The organism is Hymenobacter chitinivorans DSM 11115, assembly GCF_002797555.1.
In the GTDB taxonomy this organism is placed as follows: domain Bacteria; phylum Bacteroidota; class Bacteroidia; order Cytophagales; family Hymenobacteraceae; genus Hymenobacter; species Hymenobacter chitinivorans.
This window is the reverse complement of sequence record NZ_PGFA01000001.1, coordinates 2,131,915-2,146,213: the sequence shown is the minus strand read 5'-3', so window position 1 is coordinate 2,146,213 and position 14,299 is coordinate 2,131,915. Positions and strand designations below refer to the sequence as shown.

Below are 14,299 nucleotides of genomic sequence, written 5' to 3'. Positions count from 1 at the left end.
GCTAGTAATTGAGAACCCAGAGTGAAGAGCCTAAGTGCTTGCGCAGCATCGGCAGTTGTTTTTGCGCCTCGGCCTTGTTGGCGTAGTCGATGGCCGAGAGGCGGAACTTGCGGCTGCCCGGGGCCGGCATTACGATGCGGGCATTGCGGTGGCCGTGGTTGACCAGCGCCATGCGGCCCTTTTCGGCGTGGGCCAGGGTGTTGTACGCCCCCACAATAACGTAGGAACGGCCCGTACGGCTTTTAATTGTCGTGCCGGCGCTGGCAGCGGCCACGGCGGGCTTAACGGCAGCCGGCTTGGCTACGGACACGGCCACGGCGGGCTTGGTTGCAGCCGGCGTTTTCACCACGGGCTTGGTCGCTACGGCCTTGGGCTTGCTGACGGCCGGCTTGGCCACCGCCGGAGCCGCCGGGGCTGCCGGCTCAGCGGCGCGGGTTGTCGGCGTCTCATCGTCCCAGTCGTGAGCGGCCAGGGCGGCCTGCTGCCGGGCTACGGGGGCCGCTTGCTCTTCCTCCACGACGGCGGGCTGGGCGGCCGTTTGCTCCTCGCTGGAGGTTATTTTCCAGCTTTCGGGCAGGTAGCCCAGTTGAGAAGCAAACTGGTAGTTGGCCGACAGAATCAGGCCGGTGATAACCAGGGTAGCGGCAATTCGGAAGGTTTTCATCGCGCGGCGGGAACGGCTGACGGCTAAGATGGGCGCGGACTGCTGCCGGTCGCGGGCCAGCAGGGCGTCGGTGGCCCGGATGGGGCGCGATACGAGCTCGGGCAGGCCGTAGCTGGCCGTGAGCAGGTTCTGGGAGCCGGTGTACTCAAACTCCAGGCCCCGGCCGGCCGACTGGCGGAAGATACCCACGCCGGGCAGCTCGGTGCGCTGGCTCTGGTCGAGCTCGGCTTGCAGGCGGGCTACGGCGTCGCGCACCTGCAGGCGGGCCTGGGCCGTGGTCAGGTTCAGCGAGCGGCTCAGGGCATCTACCAGCAGCCCGTCGTTGCGGGTCAAAGACTGGTTGAAGGCCACGCGCTTGGCCGGGGGGGCCAGGGTGTGGCGCACGGGGTGCACCTGGGCCGGGGCGTAATCGGCAATCAGACCGCCGAAATCGGGGATGATAACGCAGTCGTGGTCCCGGAGCAGGGTGCGGATGTGGTCGGAGAGCTGCATTGGGCAAAGGTTAGGTGACGTGCGCCAGAGAACCGGCAGGGCCAAGTATGCAAAAGACCTCCAGGCCGTTTGCCGCGGGGGATACCCAACGGAACGAACGACCTGGAGGCCTTGGGGCAGGACTAGCTGATCTGCGGCTGGGGCATCAACTCAATTATGTTCAAAAATCATACGTTACGCCCGCCAATACGTTGAATCCTTTCACCGGATAGTTCAGAAAACGCTCGTACTTACGGCCCAGCAAGTTATTGCCTAGAGCAAATATGGACAGATTTTCCATAATACGGTAATCACCCCGCAAGTTCAGGTCCACCACCGTGTCGGTGGGGCGCACGACTTCGCCCACCGGGCGGCCACTGGAGAGGCGGCGCACGTAGCCCGAACCGTAGCTGGAGCTATAGGTGTATAACTCGGCACCCAGCAGCAGCTTATCGTACATGTTGTAGGTACCAAACAGGGTTGTCTGGAGGGCCGGGCGGTGGAAGGCTTCGGCCAGGGAGTGGGTCTTGTAGCCGTTGTAATCAGCCTTGAAACCAATGCGCACTTGCTCGGCGGCATTGTAGAGCAATTCGCCGTGGACGTTGATAAGCTGGGTCGATTTTTTGTCGTAGACCAAGTCGAACTTAGTCGAGTCGCGGCGGCTGTTGTTGTAGAAGTACAGGTTCCGGTCGTTGGCCAACGTCACCTTGGCATTCACCGACAGAGCCCGGGCCGGCGTCGAGTTGAAGCCGAAGTAAACCGTGGGCCCGCGGTGGGTGTCGGCCACCCGCTGATTGGGGGCCAGCCAGGGATTTTCGGTGGTCAGGTCGTACATCGTCACGCGCTGCAAGGCCCCACCCAGGCCGGCAAAGACCACGAACTTATCTTCCGTAACGGTGTAGCCCAAACGGATGGCCGGGTACACGTTGAACTGCGAGGCCCGCCGGATGGTGTCGCCGGTGTAGCCCAGCGTGGCCCCGATGGACAAGGCCAGCCGGTCCAGGGTCAGCTCGTAGGCCGGCGTTATCTGCAGGAAGGGCCGGCTGGTTTTAAGCGAGTCCTTGTAGGAAATCAGGGAGATGTCGCCGTTGACGGCCACCCGGCTTTTCTCGCTCAGGGCGTAGCCCGAGCGCAACGAGACGTTGAAGTTGCTTTCCGAGGCCTTGAAGTTGTCGGCCCAGTAGTTGAAGCCCAGGCCAAAGTCGTACTGGAAGGGCGCATCGGCGCTTTGGTTGCGCATGTAAACCTTGGCCGCGGCCCGCTTAAATACCTGCTTGAGGCTGTCGGTGGGCGGGGGCAGGCGGCGGCGCTCCTGGTTGTAGCCGTAGAAGTTGTACCGCTCCCGGCCCAAATCCAGCTTGGCACCCAGGGTCACGGGGCCGTTGTAGGTTTCGCCGCTCAACCCCAGGCGGGTCTGGCTGGAGCCCGAGTTCTTCTTATCGACCGGACCCGAGGACGAGGAAATATGACTGAAGTCGAGGCCGTAGGAAGCCGTTTCGCTGCGGGTATTGTGCAAGTAGGCCTTGGCGTAGAGCGTGCCGTAGTTGCCGATGGCGCCCTTGAGGTAGTTGCCGGTTTGCGGGGCCAGCTCCTCCTGCTGAATCGACAACACGCGCACCGCCGGGTTAAGTCGGTCGGCGGGCAGGCGGAAATCGGGGTAGGTATAGGTAACGGGCGCGGCCTGCTTGGCCGGCGGGTCAATCTTGATTTTCTCGAAGTTGCGGGTGGCTTCGGGCAGCTGGTTGACCCGCTCCTTTACAATCTCGATTTCGGCGTCTTCAATCTTGCCGCCTGTCTTGCCGGTCTTCTGGGCCTGCGCCAGCACGGGCGCGGCGGCCAACAGAACCGCCAAGGGCAGCATTTTAGGGGAACGAAGGGTCATATAGTGGGGTCTGGAAGAAAGCGGCCGGGGCCGGGCATCCTCCGGGTTGACGGTCAGATTGAGTTACGGGCGGCGGGCTTACTCCTTGCTGCCGGCTTCGGGCATGGCGGTGGAGTCGGCCGGGGCGGTTTCGGTGGGCTGCAGCGTGCTGCGCACCGGCGTTTTGCCCTTGGTAGTCGGGGTTTTGGGCGTGGCCGCGCCGGTTTTGCCAGCCGGCGTTTTCGGGGTAGTCGGGGTCTTGGCCGGCGGGGTTTTGCCCCCGCCCGTGGTACCCGTGCCGCCCGCCTCCGTCGACAAGGCTGCCAAACGCTGCTTGGCGCCTTCGATGACTTCGGCCACCGGGAATTTATTCTCGATGATGGAGTTCAGCGTGGCCTTGGCCTGGAAGGTTTCCCCCTGGGCGGTGTAGATGTCGGCAATCAGCAGAAAGCCCCGGCCCTGCCACAGCTCGTAGTTCGAGGAGTTGGTCTTGTAGGCCGCGTCCAGGGCTTCGGGGTACTTTTTCTGCTGATACAGCACGTCGGCCAGCAGGTACTGGGCTTCGGCCCCGGTTTCGTCGGTGGCGGCGGCAGCCGTGGTCAGCTCGGGCAGGGCCAGCTCGAAATTGCCGGCCTTGTAGCTGGCTTTACCCAAGTACAGGTTGGCCGCGTTGGTGGCGTTGAGCGAAGCGCCGGCCACGCTGCGCAGCTCCTCGGCCACGCGCCGGGTGCTGGGGTAGTCAGCCGTTTCGTAGTAGCTTTTCATCAGCCCAATGCCGGCGTTGGCCACCTCGCGCTTGTTCTGCGACACTTCCCGCAGGCGGCTGTAGTACTTAATGGCCTCGGGGTAGTTCTTGGCTTCAAACTCCAAATCGGCCACCCGGCCCACGGCCCGGTTCACGAATTCGCTCTTGCCCTCGGTTACCACGGCCCGCATCCGGGTCAGGCCCTCGGCTTTCTTGCCGGTTTTGATGTAGGAATCAGCCAGGAAGTAACGGCCGTCGGCAGCCAGGGCGTTGCTGGGGTACTGCTTCAGGTAGGATTCCAGGCGGGTAATGGCCTGGGGGTACTTTTCGGCCAGGTACAAGGATTTAGCGGCCTCAAACTCGACGCTTTCCGTGGCCTTGCTTTCCGGGTTCTGGGCCTTGAACTGGGCCAGGTACTGGTCGAAATCCTCGGTTTTACCCGTGGCCGACAAGCTTTCCTGCATGCTGTAGAGGGCCGTACTGGCGGCCTTGGTGCGCGGGTACTGGTCGAGCACCTGCTTGAAGTCGGCAATGGCCTTGTCGTGCTGGCCCAGGTTGGCGTAGGCCACCCCGCGCTTCTGCAGGGCCTGCGGAATCAGCTGGCTGTTGGGCCGGTTCACGATCAGCTTGGTGAAGCCGTCGACGGCGGGCTGGAAGTCGCCGGCCTCGAAGTCGAACTGAGCCTGCTGGTACACCGCGTCGTCGGCGTAGCGCGAGGTGGGCGCCGTTTTGAGCAGGGTGCTCAGGGTCTTGGTGGCCTCGTCGCGCCGGCCCATTAGGCCCAGGGTCACGCTTTTCTGGTAGTAGGCGTAGTCCTTGTCAGCGGCGTTGGCGGCAATGACCTTGTCGTAGAGCTCCAGGGCCTGGGCGTAGTTTTTCCCCACGTAGTAGGTGTCGGCCACGCGCAGGGTTACGTCGTAGTAGTTGGGGTCGGTGGGCTTGGCCACCGGGTCGTTGAGGTAGGCCTGAAACTGGGTGCGGGCCGGGGCGTACTGCTGGGTGTTGTAGTAGGCGTAGCCCAGGCCGTAGCGGGCTTTCTGGTCGAAGTCGGTTTGGGCGGCGGCCCCGTCGCGGGCCGTGCGGGCCGCGGCGGTGTAGGCCTGAATGGCTTCGGGGTACTTCTGCCCTACCGAGTAGATTTCGCCCTTGAGCACCTGGGCCGCGGCCCGCAGCGCGTCGTCCTGCGGATACTTCAAGGACTTGTCGACCAGCGGCAAAGCCTGCGAATACTGGTTGTTGTTGTAGAGCGTGGCGGCCTGCAGGTAGGTTACGCGCTGGTAGGTGGCGTTGAGCTTGGTGCTGCGGTCGTCGAGGCCTTCGAGGTAGCTGATGGCCTGGGTAAAGTCGCTCGAATTAAGGAAACTCTCGCTCAGGATGTCGTCGGCCGCGGCGGCGTTCTTGGAGCGCGGAAACCGCTTGTTGAAGTCCTTCAGGGCCGTAATCACCTCCTGGGTGTTGCCCAGCTCGTAGTTGATCTGGGCGTACTTGATGGTGGCGTTTTCGGTGATGGTCTTGTCGAAGGCCGTTTTGCGGGCCGCGTCGAACGAGTTCAGGGCCTGCTGCTTCTGGTTGGTTTTGAGGTAGCTCAGTCCCAGGTGGTAGGCGGCATTCTGGCCCAGGGAGTCGCGCTGGGCAGCCACGCCCTTCAAGCTACCGATGGCGCCCTTGTAGTCGCCCATCTTGTAGTTCGAGTAGCCGATTTTGTACTGCACCTTGGGCTCGATCTTCTTGCGGCCGGCGGCGTACTTGTCGAAGTACTCGGCGGCCTGCTTGAAGTCCTGCTTCTGGTAGAAGGCGTCGCCCACGAGCAGCTGAATTTCGTCGGCGCTCTGCGGGGGCGGCGTCTGGGCCAGGGCCTTGGTGCCGTAGGCAATCAGCCCGTCGAAGTTGCCTTCCTTGTAGTAGATCTGGCTCATGATGGCCGGGACCACGAGGCGGTAGGCGTCGTTCTGCTCGGCCACGCCCAGATCCTGGCGGGCGGCGGCGTAGTCGCCCCCGCGGAAAGCCAGGTAGCCCGCGTAGTAGGAGCTGGCGTAGCGGTACTCGTGGTTGCCCTGCTTGTTGCGGTCAAACAGGAGCTTGGCCTTGTCGAACTCCTTTTGGGAGAAGTAGCTGTAGGCCAGCTTAAACTCGGCTTCGGCCCGCTGCTCGGCGCTCAGGTTGTCGGCCCCCACGCGCTGCAGGTAGTCGATGGCCTTGGCGTAGTCCTTCTTGTCGAAGTAGAGCTTGCCGAGCTCAAAGAAGGCCTGGGCGGCTTTGGGGTGGGCCGGGTTGTTGGCGGCAAAAGCCAGCACCTGCCCCTCGGCGTCGGGGTGAAACAGGTAGAGGCCCGAAATGGCGCGGTAGTACTCGGCGTCGGTGGTTCGGTCGCGCAGCTCGCCGGTGCGGCGCTGGGTTTGGTCTAAGTAGCGCTGGAAGGCCTGCTGGGCGGCGCCGTACTTGCCGCGGTCAAAGAGTTCGAGGCCTTCCTGAAAGTGTCGTTCGTCGGAGGCAAAAACCTGCGTTTGCTGGGCCGAAGCGGCCACGGGAGCCGCGGCGCTGAGGGAAGCGGCCAGCGCAATCCGGGGAAATATCTTCATTAACGGGGCGTTACGGGAAAAAGGGCGCTGCCGGCCCGGTACTGGCCAAAAGTAGCGAAAAAAGGCAATGGGTTGCGCAGCTGGCTGCCTTTTAGCCCCTGAGTAACGCACCCACGGGCCGGTTTGGTGTAGACTGTGGCAAAGGCTACCTTCCCGGCTACTTGTTCTTCTGCTACCAGCCATGCCGCACCTACGACTTCTTCCCCTGGCTTTGGGGCTGCTCCTGCTGGCGGCCGGCTGCTCCGCCCCGGGGCCTTACCCCCATAATCCGGCGGTTTCCGACGCGCGGGGCACGCCGCGGGACTCGACTACTTTCTACTTTGCGAATTCGGATACACTGCCGCCCGACTATATTCCGCGGGATAAACGTCCCCCTGTGTATCTGGTGGACGGACGTGTCATGGATTGCAAGTATTCATTGGTTTCTGCCTCCAACCACCTGGTTTATTTCCGGGCCCCCATACTTTCCAACTACTATCTGGGACAGGACCTGTACCGCTTCCTGTGGATGCGCTCTTTTCACCGGCCGGTGCTACTCACGCTGCGCCGCAGCTCCAATGGCGTAACCTTGCGCACCCAACTGCTCTCCAGGCCCCCCGATAGGCACGGCGACGTTCAACCAGACGTAACGGTGGACTCAGTTCGGGTTCGGGAAGAAGCTAAACACAAGATTATCCGGCAGCACTCGACTCCGGCTGAGTGGCGGGCTTACCTGGCCCAAGAAGCCCTGTACCGACGCCCGGCTACGCACATAAGGGCCGAAGAAACTACCCGAACCCTTGGGTTTGCGCAGTGGCAACAGTTTGAAAAATTACTCGCTACTGCTTCCTTCCAGAAAATGCCTGCCTGTAAACCCATTACGATGCTCGACGGGGCCGAATGGCTGTTGGAAGCCCACCGGGCCAGCGGCTACCACGCTGTGCTGCGCCAAAGCCCTGATTCGACGGATGCCTTCCGCGCCGCCTGCGAGTATCTGCTCGACCTGAGCTCGGCGAAAAACGAGGAACGGTATTAAGTCAGGCTTACCGCCTAAAATACACGCTGAACGTGGAGCCCACGCCTACCTGGCTTTCCACCTCAATGCGCCCCCCGGCGTTTTCCACGATTTTCTTGACCATGTAGAGCCCGATGCCGGAGCCTTCCACGTGGTCGTGCAGGCGCTGAAACATGGCGAAGAGCTTCTTGCCGTCGTGGTCCAGGTCTAGGCCCAGGCCATTGTCCTGCACTTGCAGCACGACGAAGCTGCCCTCGGACCGGCAGCTGATCCGTACCTCGGGCCGCCGCTGCGGGGAACGGTATTTCAGGGCATTGCTGAGCAGGTTGTAGATAACGCTGCGCAGGTTCTTCTCCGAAAAAGAGAGTGTCGGGCACTGGCCCACGCTCACGGTCACCATTGCGCCGGTTGCCTCAATCAGGGGCTGCAGGTCCAGGGTTACTTCGTTGCTCAGGCGCTCCAGCTCCACGGTAGCCGCCGAGCTGCCGTGCTCCTTCTGCAGCTTGGTCACCTCGGTCAGGTGCTCGATGGTGCGCTTGAAGCGGTCCACCGAGTCCTGCATCATCCTTAGAATCGGGGCTACCTGCGGGGCCGCGGTGGCCGTGTGCTCGGGCAGCTCCAGCAGCAGGGCCTGCAGCAGGCCTTCGATGTTGCTGATGGGCGCCTTCAGGTCGTGGGAGGCGGTGTAGATGAAGTTGTCCAGGTCCACGTTGGCCCGGGTCAGCTGCTCGTTATTATCTTGCAGCTCGCGCTGGGCCTGGTCGATGCGCTCCAGGGCCAGCTTGTGCTCGTGGATGTCGGTAAAGGTGCCAATCCACTGCACAATCTCGCCCCGCTCGTTGCGCGAGGGCAACGCCCGGCCCAGCATCCAGCGGTAGTCGCCGGCCTGGTTGCGGAAGCGGTACTCCATTTCGAAGGCCGCCCCGGTGCGCAGGCACTCGGCCCAGTGGGCGTCGCTGGCTTCCACATCGGCCGGAAACAGGTGCTCCTGCCACTGGCTGTGCACGGCCCGCCCGGTGTCGGGTCCGGTGAAGTCAAACCAGCGGTGGTTGAGGTAAGTCGTTACGCCGTGGGCGTCGGTGGTCCAGGCAATCTGCGGAATGCCTTCCAGCATGCGGCTGGCTTCGGCCGCGGCCTGCTCAATGGCCCGACGGGCGGCCTGCTGCCGGCTCAGCTCCTCGTGGGTGCGGGCAATAACAACGTTCTGCTCCGTTACCCGGGCCTGAATGGCTTTGATGGCCTGCTGGGCCGATAAGTCGGTGGCAATAACGGCCAGCACCGGCGTTTCGTGAAATGTCAGCACGTTCATCGACAGCGACAGGGGCCGCAAGGAGCCGTCTTGGCTGCGCAGCGGCAATTCGCCTTTGCCCTTGCCCTCGGCCCAGCTCTTGCCCAGCAGCTCTTGCCAGTAGCCGTGAAAGTCCAGCGGGATAAAGGTATCGAGCTGGCCGCCGATGACTTCTTCCAGGGCCCGCCCCAGCCAGCCGGCCAGGCAGGCGTTGCCGTAGAGAATGGTGCCGTCGTCGCTGAGCAGCAGGGCGCCCTCGTTCATCTGCTCAATCAGGGTGCGGTAGCCGTGGTCGGCGCCTTCCAGGGTGAAGATGCGCGGCCCCTCCGGACTCTGAATGGCCAGGGCATCGACGGCCCCGGTGCGCACGGCCTCAATGAGCTCCTCGGCTTCTTCGAGGCGGCAGCGCAGTTCCTCATTTTCGCGGGCCAGCTCGGCCGCACTTTTTTCTACCGGCTCCCTCATTAGCTCCTCGTTTCGTCGGCCGCCGCAGGCGGCGTGATTCCCAACGCCCGCAGCACCCGCTCCCGGTCCGAGAGGTCGCCCACGAGGCGGCGTACCAGACCCGGACTGCGCTTGATAAGCGTGGGCGCGCCGATGAGCTGCTCGCGCTGGGCCAGCTCGGGCTGCTGGTAAATGTCCACGATGAGCAACTCGTAGCGGCCTTTCAGGTGCTGCTCGCAAATATCCTTGATGTTGCGCACGGCCCGCGTCGAGTTCGGGGTGGCCCCAGTAATGTAGAGGTGCAGCACGTACTCGGCCCCGGCTGTTGGTTCCGCCCCTTCTTCCGCTTCCATCTAGAGCTGGGGTTTACCGCCCAGGGGGCGGATGTCCAGCCCGACCAGCACGCGCTCCTCGTTCGACAGGTCGCCGATAATCTTGCGGATGGGCTCGGGCACTTTGCGTACCAGGGTCGGAATGGCCAGGATCTGGTCGCCCTCGGCCAGCTGCGGATTTTTGAGCAAGTCGATGACCTCGATGGAATAGCGGCCCTTCAGGTACTGCTCGCAGTACTTTTTCAGGTTGGCCAGGGCCGTTACCGACTTCGGCGTTTGACCGGCGACGTACAGGCGCAAAGCCCAGGATTCCTCGTCCATAAGTGAAGCCGTGTTGGCCAGTGTATTTTCCATTACGGACGTACGAATTAGGAAGTGTGTGATGGAGCCGCCCCGGGCGTCTGCAGGGGTTGGGGCTGGCTAAAGTGGGCCTTGCCTTCCTCCAGAACCTGCTGCCGGGCCTGCTCCTCGTGGTTGATCTGGCGCAGCTCCTCCTCCACCGACTCAAACTCGGTGCGCATGTTGCCGATGGTGGCTTCGAGCACCCGGCGGCGGCGCTCCAGCTCCCGGTCCTTGCGTTCCAATTCCTGCTGGGCGGCCAGCAGCTGGGCCCGCTCCTGCAGCTGCTGGGTCAGGCGGCCGGCCCCGGTGACGATGCCCGCCGGGCCAATCACGACGTCGAGCAGCTGAATGCCCTGCTCGGTAACCAGAAACTCGCGCACCTTGTTGGAGTGGCTCATCCCGCGCGACTTCAGAATGCTGATGCCGCGGTTACGCTCCCCGATGCCTTCCAGGTCGCGCACGCTGATCCAGGTGTCGACCAAGGACGAAACGCCTTCCTCGGTCATTTCCTGCTGAATGCTGCGCCCGCTGATCAGGGACGTAAACAGGGCCGTGATGTTGTTGACTTTGAGAAAGTCGATCAGGCGGATGAGCATGCTCTTGACCTCGCTCAGGTTGCCCACCGAAATCAGGTTGCTGATTGGGTCAATAACGACGGCGGCGGGCTTAAACTCCTTGATGAGCTTGTGGATGCTGACCAAGTGGCGCTCCAGGCCGTTGAGCGTGGGGCGGGTAGCCTCAATTTTGAGCAGACCACTGGCCACGAACGGGGCTAGGTCGATGCTGACCGACTGCATGTTGCGCACCAGCTGCTGGGGCGACTCCTCGAAGGCCAGAAACACGCAGCGGCCTTCGTGGCGGCAGATTTCGCGGGCAAACGTGGCCGCCAGCGTGGTTTTGGCCGTGCCCGCCGTGCCCGTCACCAGTACGCTGCTGCCCTGGTAAAAGCCGCGCCGGCCGAACATCTCGTCCAGGGCCGGCACGCCCGAGGAGACAATCTTGTCCGACACCTCGTGGTTGAGCTGCAACGACGTGACGGGCAGCACCGAAATGCCGGATTCCATAATCAGATACGGGTACTCGTTGGTGCCGTGGGTGCTGCCGCGGTACTTCACGATGCGCAGGCGCCGGGTGGTTATCTGGTCAATCACGCGGTTGTCGAGCAGAATCACGCAGTCCGACACGTACTCTTCCAGGCCCTGGCGCGTGAGGGTGCCTTCGCCCCGCTCGGCGGTAATGATGGTGGTAACGCCCTTGTCCTTGAGCCAGCGAAACAGCCGCCGGATTTCGGAGCGCAGCACGCCCTCGTTAGGAAAGCCCGAAAACAGGGCCTCAATCGTGTCGAGCACCACGCGCTTGGCCCCGATGGAGTCGATGGCGTGGCCCAGGCGGATAAAGAGCCCTTCCAGGTCGTACTCGCCGGTTTCCTCGATTTCGGACCGGTCGACGTGCACCTGGTCGATGCGCAGCTTTTTCTCGGCCTGCAGCTTGACCAGGTCGAAACCCAGGGAGGTGACGTTGGCCGCCAGCTCGGCCGCCGACTCCTCGAAGGTCATCAGCACGCCGGGCTCGTTGTAGTCCTCAATGCCGCGCACCAAAAATTCGATGCCCATCAGGGTTTTGCCGCAGCCGGCGCTGCCGCACACCAGGGTCGGGCGGCCCAGCGGCAGGCCTCCTTCCGTTATTTCGTCCAGGCCATCAATGCCGGAAGGCACTTTGGGCAGCTTGGGCAGGGCCGCAGACTGGTGGGAGGAAGCAGAAGCAGGGGTATCTAACATGCAGCTAAATTTTCAGCACGGGAAATGCTTGGCACAAGGTACGGCTTTCCGGCTGCTGGTATGGTCGAGCTTGGACGAAAATCCGCTTTCCGGCCCGTAAAACGGGTATTTCTGGCCATGCTCTACCCTAAACGAGAAAACCTACCGTCGAGGTTTTCCGGCCCCGCAAATCATAAGCTCCTAGTGGCAAGCCCGTAACCTCCGGCTAGCTGCCCGTTACGGCGCTCAGCGGCACGGGGTGCAGAATCAAAAATACCAGCTCGCGCAAAATTTCCCCGTCGCTCATCGAGCCGCTTTCCACGCCCTTGCTTTGCAAATCGGCCCGGCGCAGCAGGTGAATAATGTCGCGGGTGCGGCCGAAGTCGTACACCCGCAGGGCCTGGCTGTACTCCTTCTGGGCGAAGGAGTTCATGATGCCCAGCTTTTTAAAGTCGGCGTCCGAGGGGTTGCCGCGCTGGTGGAGCACGAGCAGCTTGGTAAAGAAGCCAAAGAGCAGGGTCAGGTTCGGAATCAGCGGGTTGGCCTTGGGGTTGGCCTCGAAGTACGAGAGGATGCGGTTGGCTTTGAGCACGTCGCGCTGCACCAGGGCCTTCTGCAGCTCAAAGATGTTGTAGTCCTTGCTGATGCCCACCATGCGCTGCACCAGCTCCTCGTCGATGGCCTGCCCGGCGGGCACGTTGAGCAGCAGCTTGTCGATTTCGTTGGTCAGGCGGCCCAGCTCGGTGCCGATGTACTCGGCCAGCATGGCCGTGGCCTGCCCGGTTATCTGCTGCTTTTTGCCGCGCACGTAGCTCGTAATCCAGGCCGGCACCTGGTTGTCGTAGAGCTTCTTGCTGGTCATCACCACCGCCTTTTCGGCCAGCAGCTTGCCCAGCTTTTTGCGCGCGTCCAGGGTCTTGTGCTTGTAGCAGAACACGAGCACCGTCGTCGTGAGCGGGTTTTTGAGGTAGGCTTCCAAAAAGGGAAACGTCTTTTCCGTCTCCAAATCGGCCACGGCCTGGGCTTCCTTGACAATGACGACCGAGCGTTCGGCCATCATCGGGAAGCGCCGGGCCTGGCCCAGAATGGTGGCCACGTCGGTATCCTTGCCGTAGAGCACCACCTGGTTGAAGCCCCGGTCGTGCTCGGGCAGCACGTGCTTTTCCAGGATGTCGGCAATATAGTCCACGTAGTAGGGCTCCTCCCCTTGCAGGAAGTACACGGGCGCGTAGTGCCGCTGGCGCAGCTGCTGCAGAATTTCGTCGGGAGTGGACAGCAAGGGTGAAGTTGTGAAGTTGTGAAATTGTGAAGTGGGCCGGGCACGTGCAGCCAGCCGTCCACCATTCGTACCGCAAATGTACCACCGCTCTTTTACCTTTGCACCTTCCCGGGAGCCAATCGGGCCGTATCCCCCGCGCTTGGCCTTCACAACTTCACAACTTCACAACTTCACCTCTTGGACTTACTAGAAGAGCTCCGCTGGCGCGGGATGTTTCACGACATGATGCCCGGCACCGACGAGCATCTGCGCCAGAACGCGCCCATCACCGGCTACATCGGCTTCGACCCCACGGCTTCCTCGCTGCACATCGGCAACCTGGCCACCATCATGCTGCTGGTGCACCTGCAGCGCGCCGGCCACCGCCCCTTGGCCCTGGTGGGCGGGGCCACGGGCATGATTGGCGACCCCAGCGGCAAGTCGGCCGAGCGGAATTTGCTCGACGAAGCCGCCCTGCGCCGCAACCAGGCCGGGATTCAGGCCCAGCTGGAGAAGTTTCTCGACTTCAACGACGGCCCCACCGGCGCCCGGGTGGTCAACAACTACGACTGGTTCAAGGAGTTTGGCTTCCTGCAGTTTCTGCGCGAAGTAGGCAAGCACCTGACGGTGAACTACATGATGGCCAAGGACTCGGTGAAGCGCCGCATCGGCGGCAACGAGGATTCGGGCGCCGAGGGCATCAGCTACACCGAGTTCAGCTACCAGCTGCTGCAGGGCTACGACTTCTTTCACCTCTACAAGGAGCTGGGCTGCACCCTGCAAATGGGCGCTAGTGACCAGTGGGGCAACATTACCACCGGCACCGAGCTGATCCGGCGCATGTCGGGCGGCGAGGGCAAAGCCTATGCCCTCACCGGCCAGCTCATCACCAAGGCCGACGGCACCAAGTACGGCAAGAGCGAAACCGGCACCGTCTGGCTCGACCCTACCCTGACCTCGCCCTACCAGTTCTACCAGTTCTTCCTCAACAGCAAGGACGAGGACGCCCCGCGCCTGATCCGCGTGTTTACCCTGCTCACCCAGGCCGAAATCGAAGCCCTGGAAGCCGAGCACGCCCAGGCCCCCCACCTGCGCACCCTGCAGAAGGCCCTGGCCAAGGACGTCACCATCCGGGTGCACTCCGAGCAGGCCTTTGAGGCGGCCCTGGCCGCTTCCCAGGTACTCTTCGGCGGCGGCGACCTGGCCACGCTCGACGAGGCCACCCTGCTCGACGTGTTTGCCGGTGTGCCCCACGTCGAAATCAGCCGCAGCGCAGTAGCCGACCTCGACGCCCTGACCCTGCTGAGCACGGCCACCAACGGCGTAATCTTCGCCAGCAAAGGCGAGGCCCGCAAAATGGTGCAGAACAACGGCGTGAAGCTGAACCGCCAGAAAGTAACCCTCGACCAGTCGGCCACGGCCGTGCCCGCCCTGCTGGACAAGTACCTGGTAGCCCAGAAAGGCAAGAGCTACTTCCTGATTACGCTGGTTTAGACCACGGCTTGGCTATGCCGAAATCCGTTTCGACGGATTACCCGGATTGGTCGGATTTTGTGGACGGCCC

Annotated in this window: 10 protein-coding genes; 2 read left to right on the top strand and 8 right to left on the bottom strand. The window is 62.7% G+C overall.

Going from position 1 to position 14,299, the window contains the following annotated elements:
* Position 1 precedes the first annotated feature (1 nt).
* From CLV45_RS09075 to CLV45_RS09065, 3 genes are all read right to left on the bottom strand, one after another.
* Complete coding sequence (locus CLV45_RS09075) at positions 2–1,156, bottom strand: HU domain-containing protein (RefSeq protein WP_100336037.1); 1,155 nt, start codon at positions 1,154–1,156, stop codon at positions 2–4.
* 160 nt (positions 1,157–1,316) lie between these two features.
* Positions 1,317–3,017: a TonB-dependent receptor gene (locus tag CLV45_RS09070; RefSeq protein ID WP_157807388.1), complete on the bottom strand. Its 1,701-nt coding sequence runs from the start codon at positions 3,015–3,017 to the stop codon at positions 1,317–1,319.
* A 78-nt stretch (positions 3,018–3,095) separates the two neighbouring features.
* Positions 3,096–6,320 (bottom strand): tetratricopeptide repeat protein, encoded by a 3,225-nt coding sequence (locus tag CLV45_RS09065; RefSeq protein ID WP_100336035.1) that lies wholly within the window; start codon positions 6,318–6,320, stop codon positions 3,096–3,098.
* 838 nt (positions 6,321–7,158) lie between these two features.
* Between CLV45_RS09065 and CLV45_RS24890 the strand changes: the two genes are divergently transcribed.
* The gene (locus CLV45_RS24890; RefSeq protein ID WP_157807387.1) at positions 7,159–7,335 is read left to right on the top strand and encodes a hypothetical protein; all 177 of its coding nucleotides are present in this window, start codon (positions 7,159–7,161) and stop codon (positions 7,333–7,335) included.
* Between the two features lie 7 nt (positions 7,336–7,342).
* Here the strand turns inward: CLV45_RS24890 and CLV45_RS09055 are convergent, their stop codons facing one another.
* The 5 genes from CLV45_RS09055 to holA form a co-directional block, all read right to left on the bottom strand.
* The gene (locus CLV45_RS09055) at positions 7,343–9,067 is read right to left on the bottom strand and encodes an ATP-binding protein (RefSeq protein WP_100336033.1); all 1,725 of its coding nucleotides are present in this window, start codon (positions 9,065–9,067) and stop codon (positions 7,343–7,345) included.
* Positions 9,067–9,399, bottom strand: a complete 333-nt coding sequence (locus CLV45_RS09050; protein WP_100336032.1) for a circadian clock KaiB family protein — start codon at positions 9,397–9,399, stop codon at positions 9,067–9,069. Before CLV45_RS09050 ends, CLV45_RS09055 begins: the two co-directional genes overlap by 1 nt.
* Positions 9,400–9,732, bottom strand: a complete 333-nt coding sequence (gene kaiB / locus CLV45_RS09045; RefSeq protein WP_245882810.1) for a circadian clock protein KaiB — start codon at positions 9,730–9,732, stop codon at positions 9,400–9,402.
* Between the two features lie 14 nt (positions 9,733–9,746).
* Complete coding sequence (kaiC, locus tag CLV45_RS09040) at positions 9,747–11,498, bottom strand: circadian clock protein KaiC (protein WP_100336031.1); 1,752 nt, start codon at positions 11,496–11,498, stop codon at positions 9,747–9,749.
* 205 nt (positions 11,499–11,703) lie between these two features.
* Positions 11,704–12,756, bottom strand: a complete 1,053-nt coding sequence (gene holA, locus CLV45_RS09035) for a DNA polymerase III subunit delta (RefSeq protein WP_100336030.1) — start codon at positions 12,754–12,756, stop codon at positions 11,704–11,706.
* A 177-nt stretch (positions 12,757–12,933) separates the two neighbouring features.
* Between holA and tyrS the strand changes: the two genes are divergently transcribed.
* Positions 12,934–14,229: a tyrosine--tRNA ligase gene (gene tyrS / locus CLV45_RS09030; RefSeq protein WP_100336029.1), complete on the top strand. Its 1,296-nt coding sequence runs from the start codon at positions 12,934–12,936 to the stop codon at positions 14,227–14,229.
* The last annotated feature ends 70 nt before the right edge of the window (positions 14,230–14,299 follow it).

Coding starts and splice junctions, on each gene's coding strand:
- CLV45_RS09075 (WP_100336037.1), bottom strand. CDS start 1,156: ATGCAGCTCTCCGACCACATCCGCACCCTGCTCCGGGACCACGACTGC.
- CLV45_RS09070 (WP_157807388.1), bottom strand. CDS start 3,017: ATGACCCTTCGTTCCCCTAAAATGCTGCCCTTGGCGGTTCTGTTGGCC.
- CLV45_RS09065 (WP_100336035.1), bottom strand. CDS start 6,320: ATGAAGATATTTCCCCGGATTGCGCTGGCCGCTTCCCTCAGCGCCGCG.
- CLV45_RS24890 (WP_157807387.1), top strand. CDS start 7,159: ATGCCTGCCTGTAAACCCATTACGATGCTCGACGGGGCCGAATGGCTG.
- CLV45_RS09055 (WP_100336033.1), bottom strand. CDS start 9,067: ATGAGGGAGCCGGTAGAAAAAAGTGCGGCCGAGCTGGCCCGCGAAAAT.
- CLV45_RS09050 (WP_100336032.1), bottom strand. CDS start 9,399: ATGGAAGCGGAAGAAGGGGCGGAACCAACAGCCGGGGCCGAGTACGTG.
- kaiB (WP_245882810.1), bottom strand. CDS start 9,732: ATGGAAAATACACTGGCCAACACGGCTTCACTTATGGACGAGGAATCC.
- kaiC (WP_100336031.1), bottom strand. CDS start 11,498: ATGTTAGATACCCCTGCTTCTGCTTCCTCCCACCAGTCTGCGGCCCTG.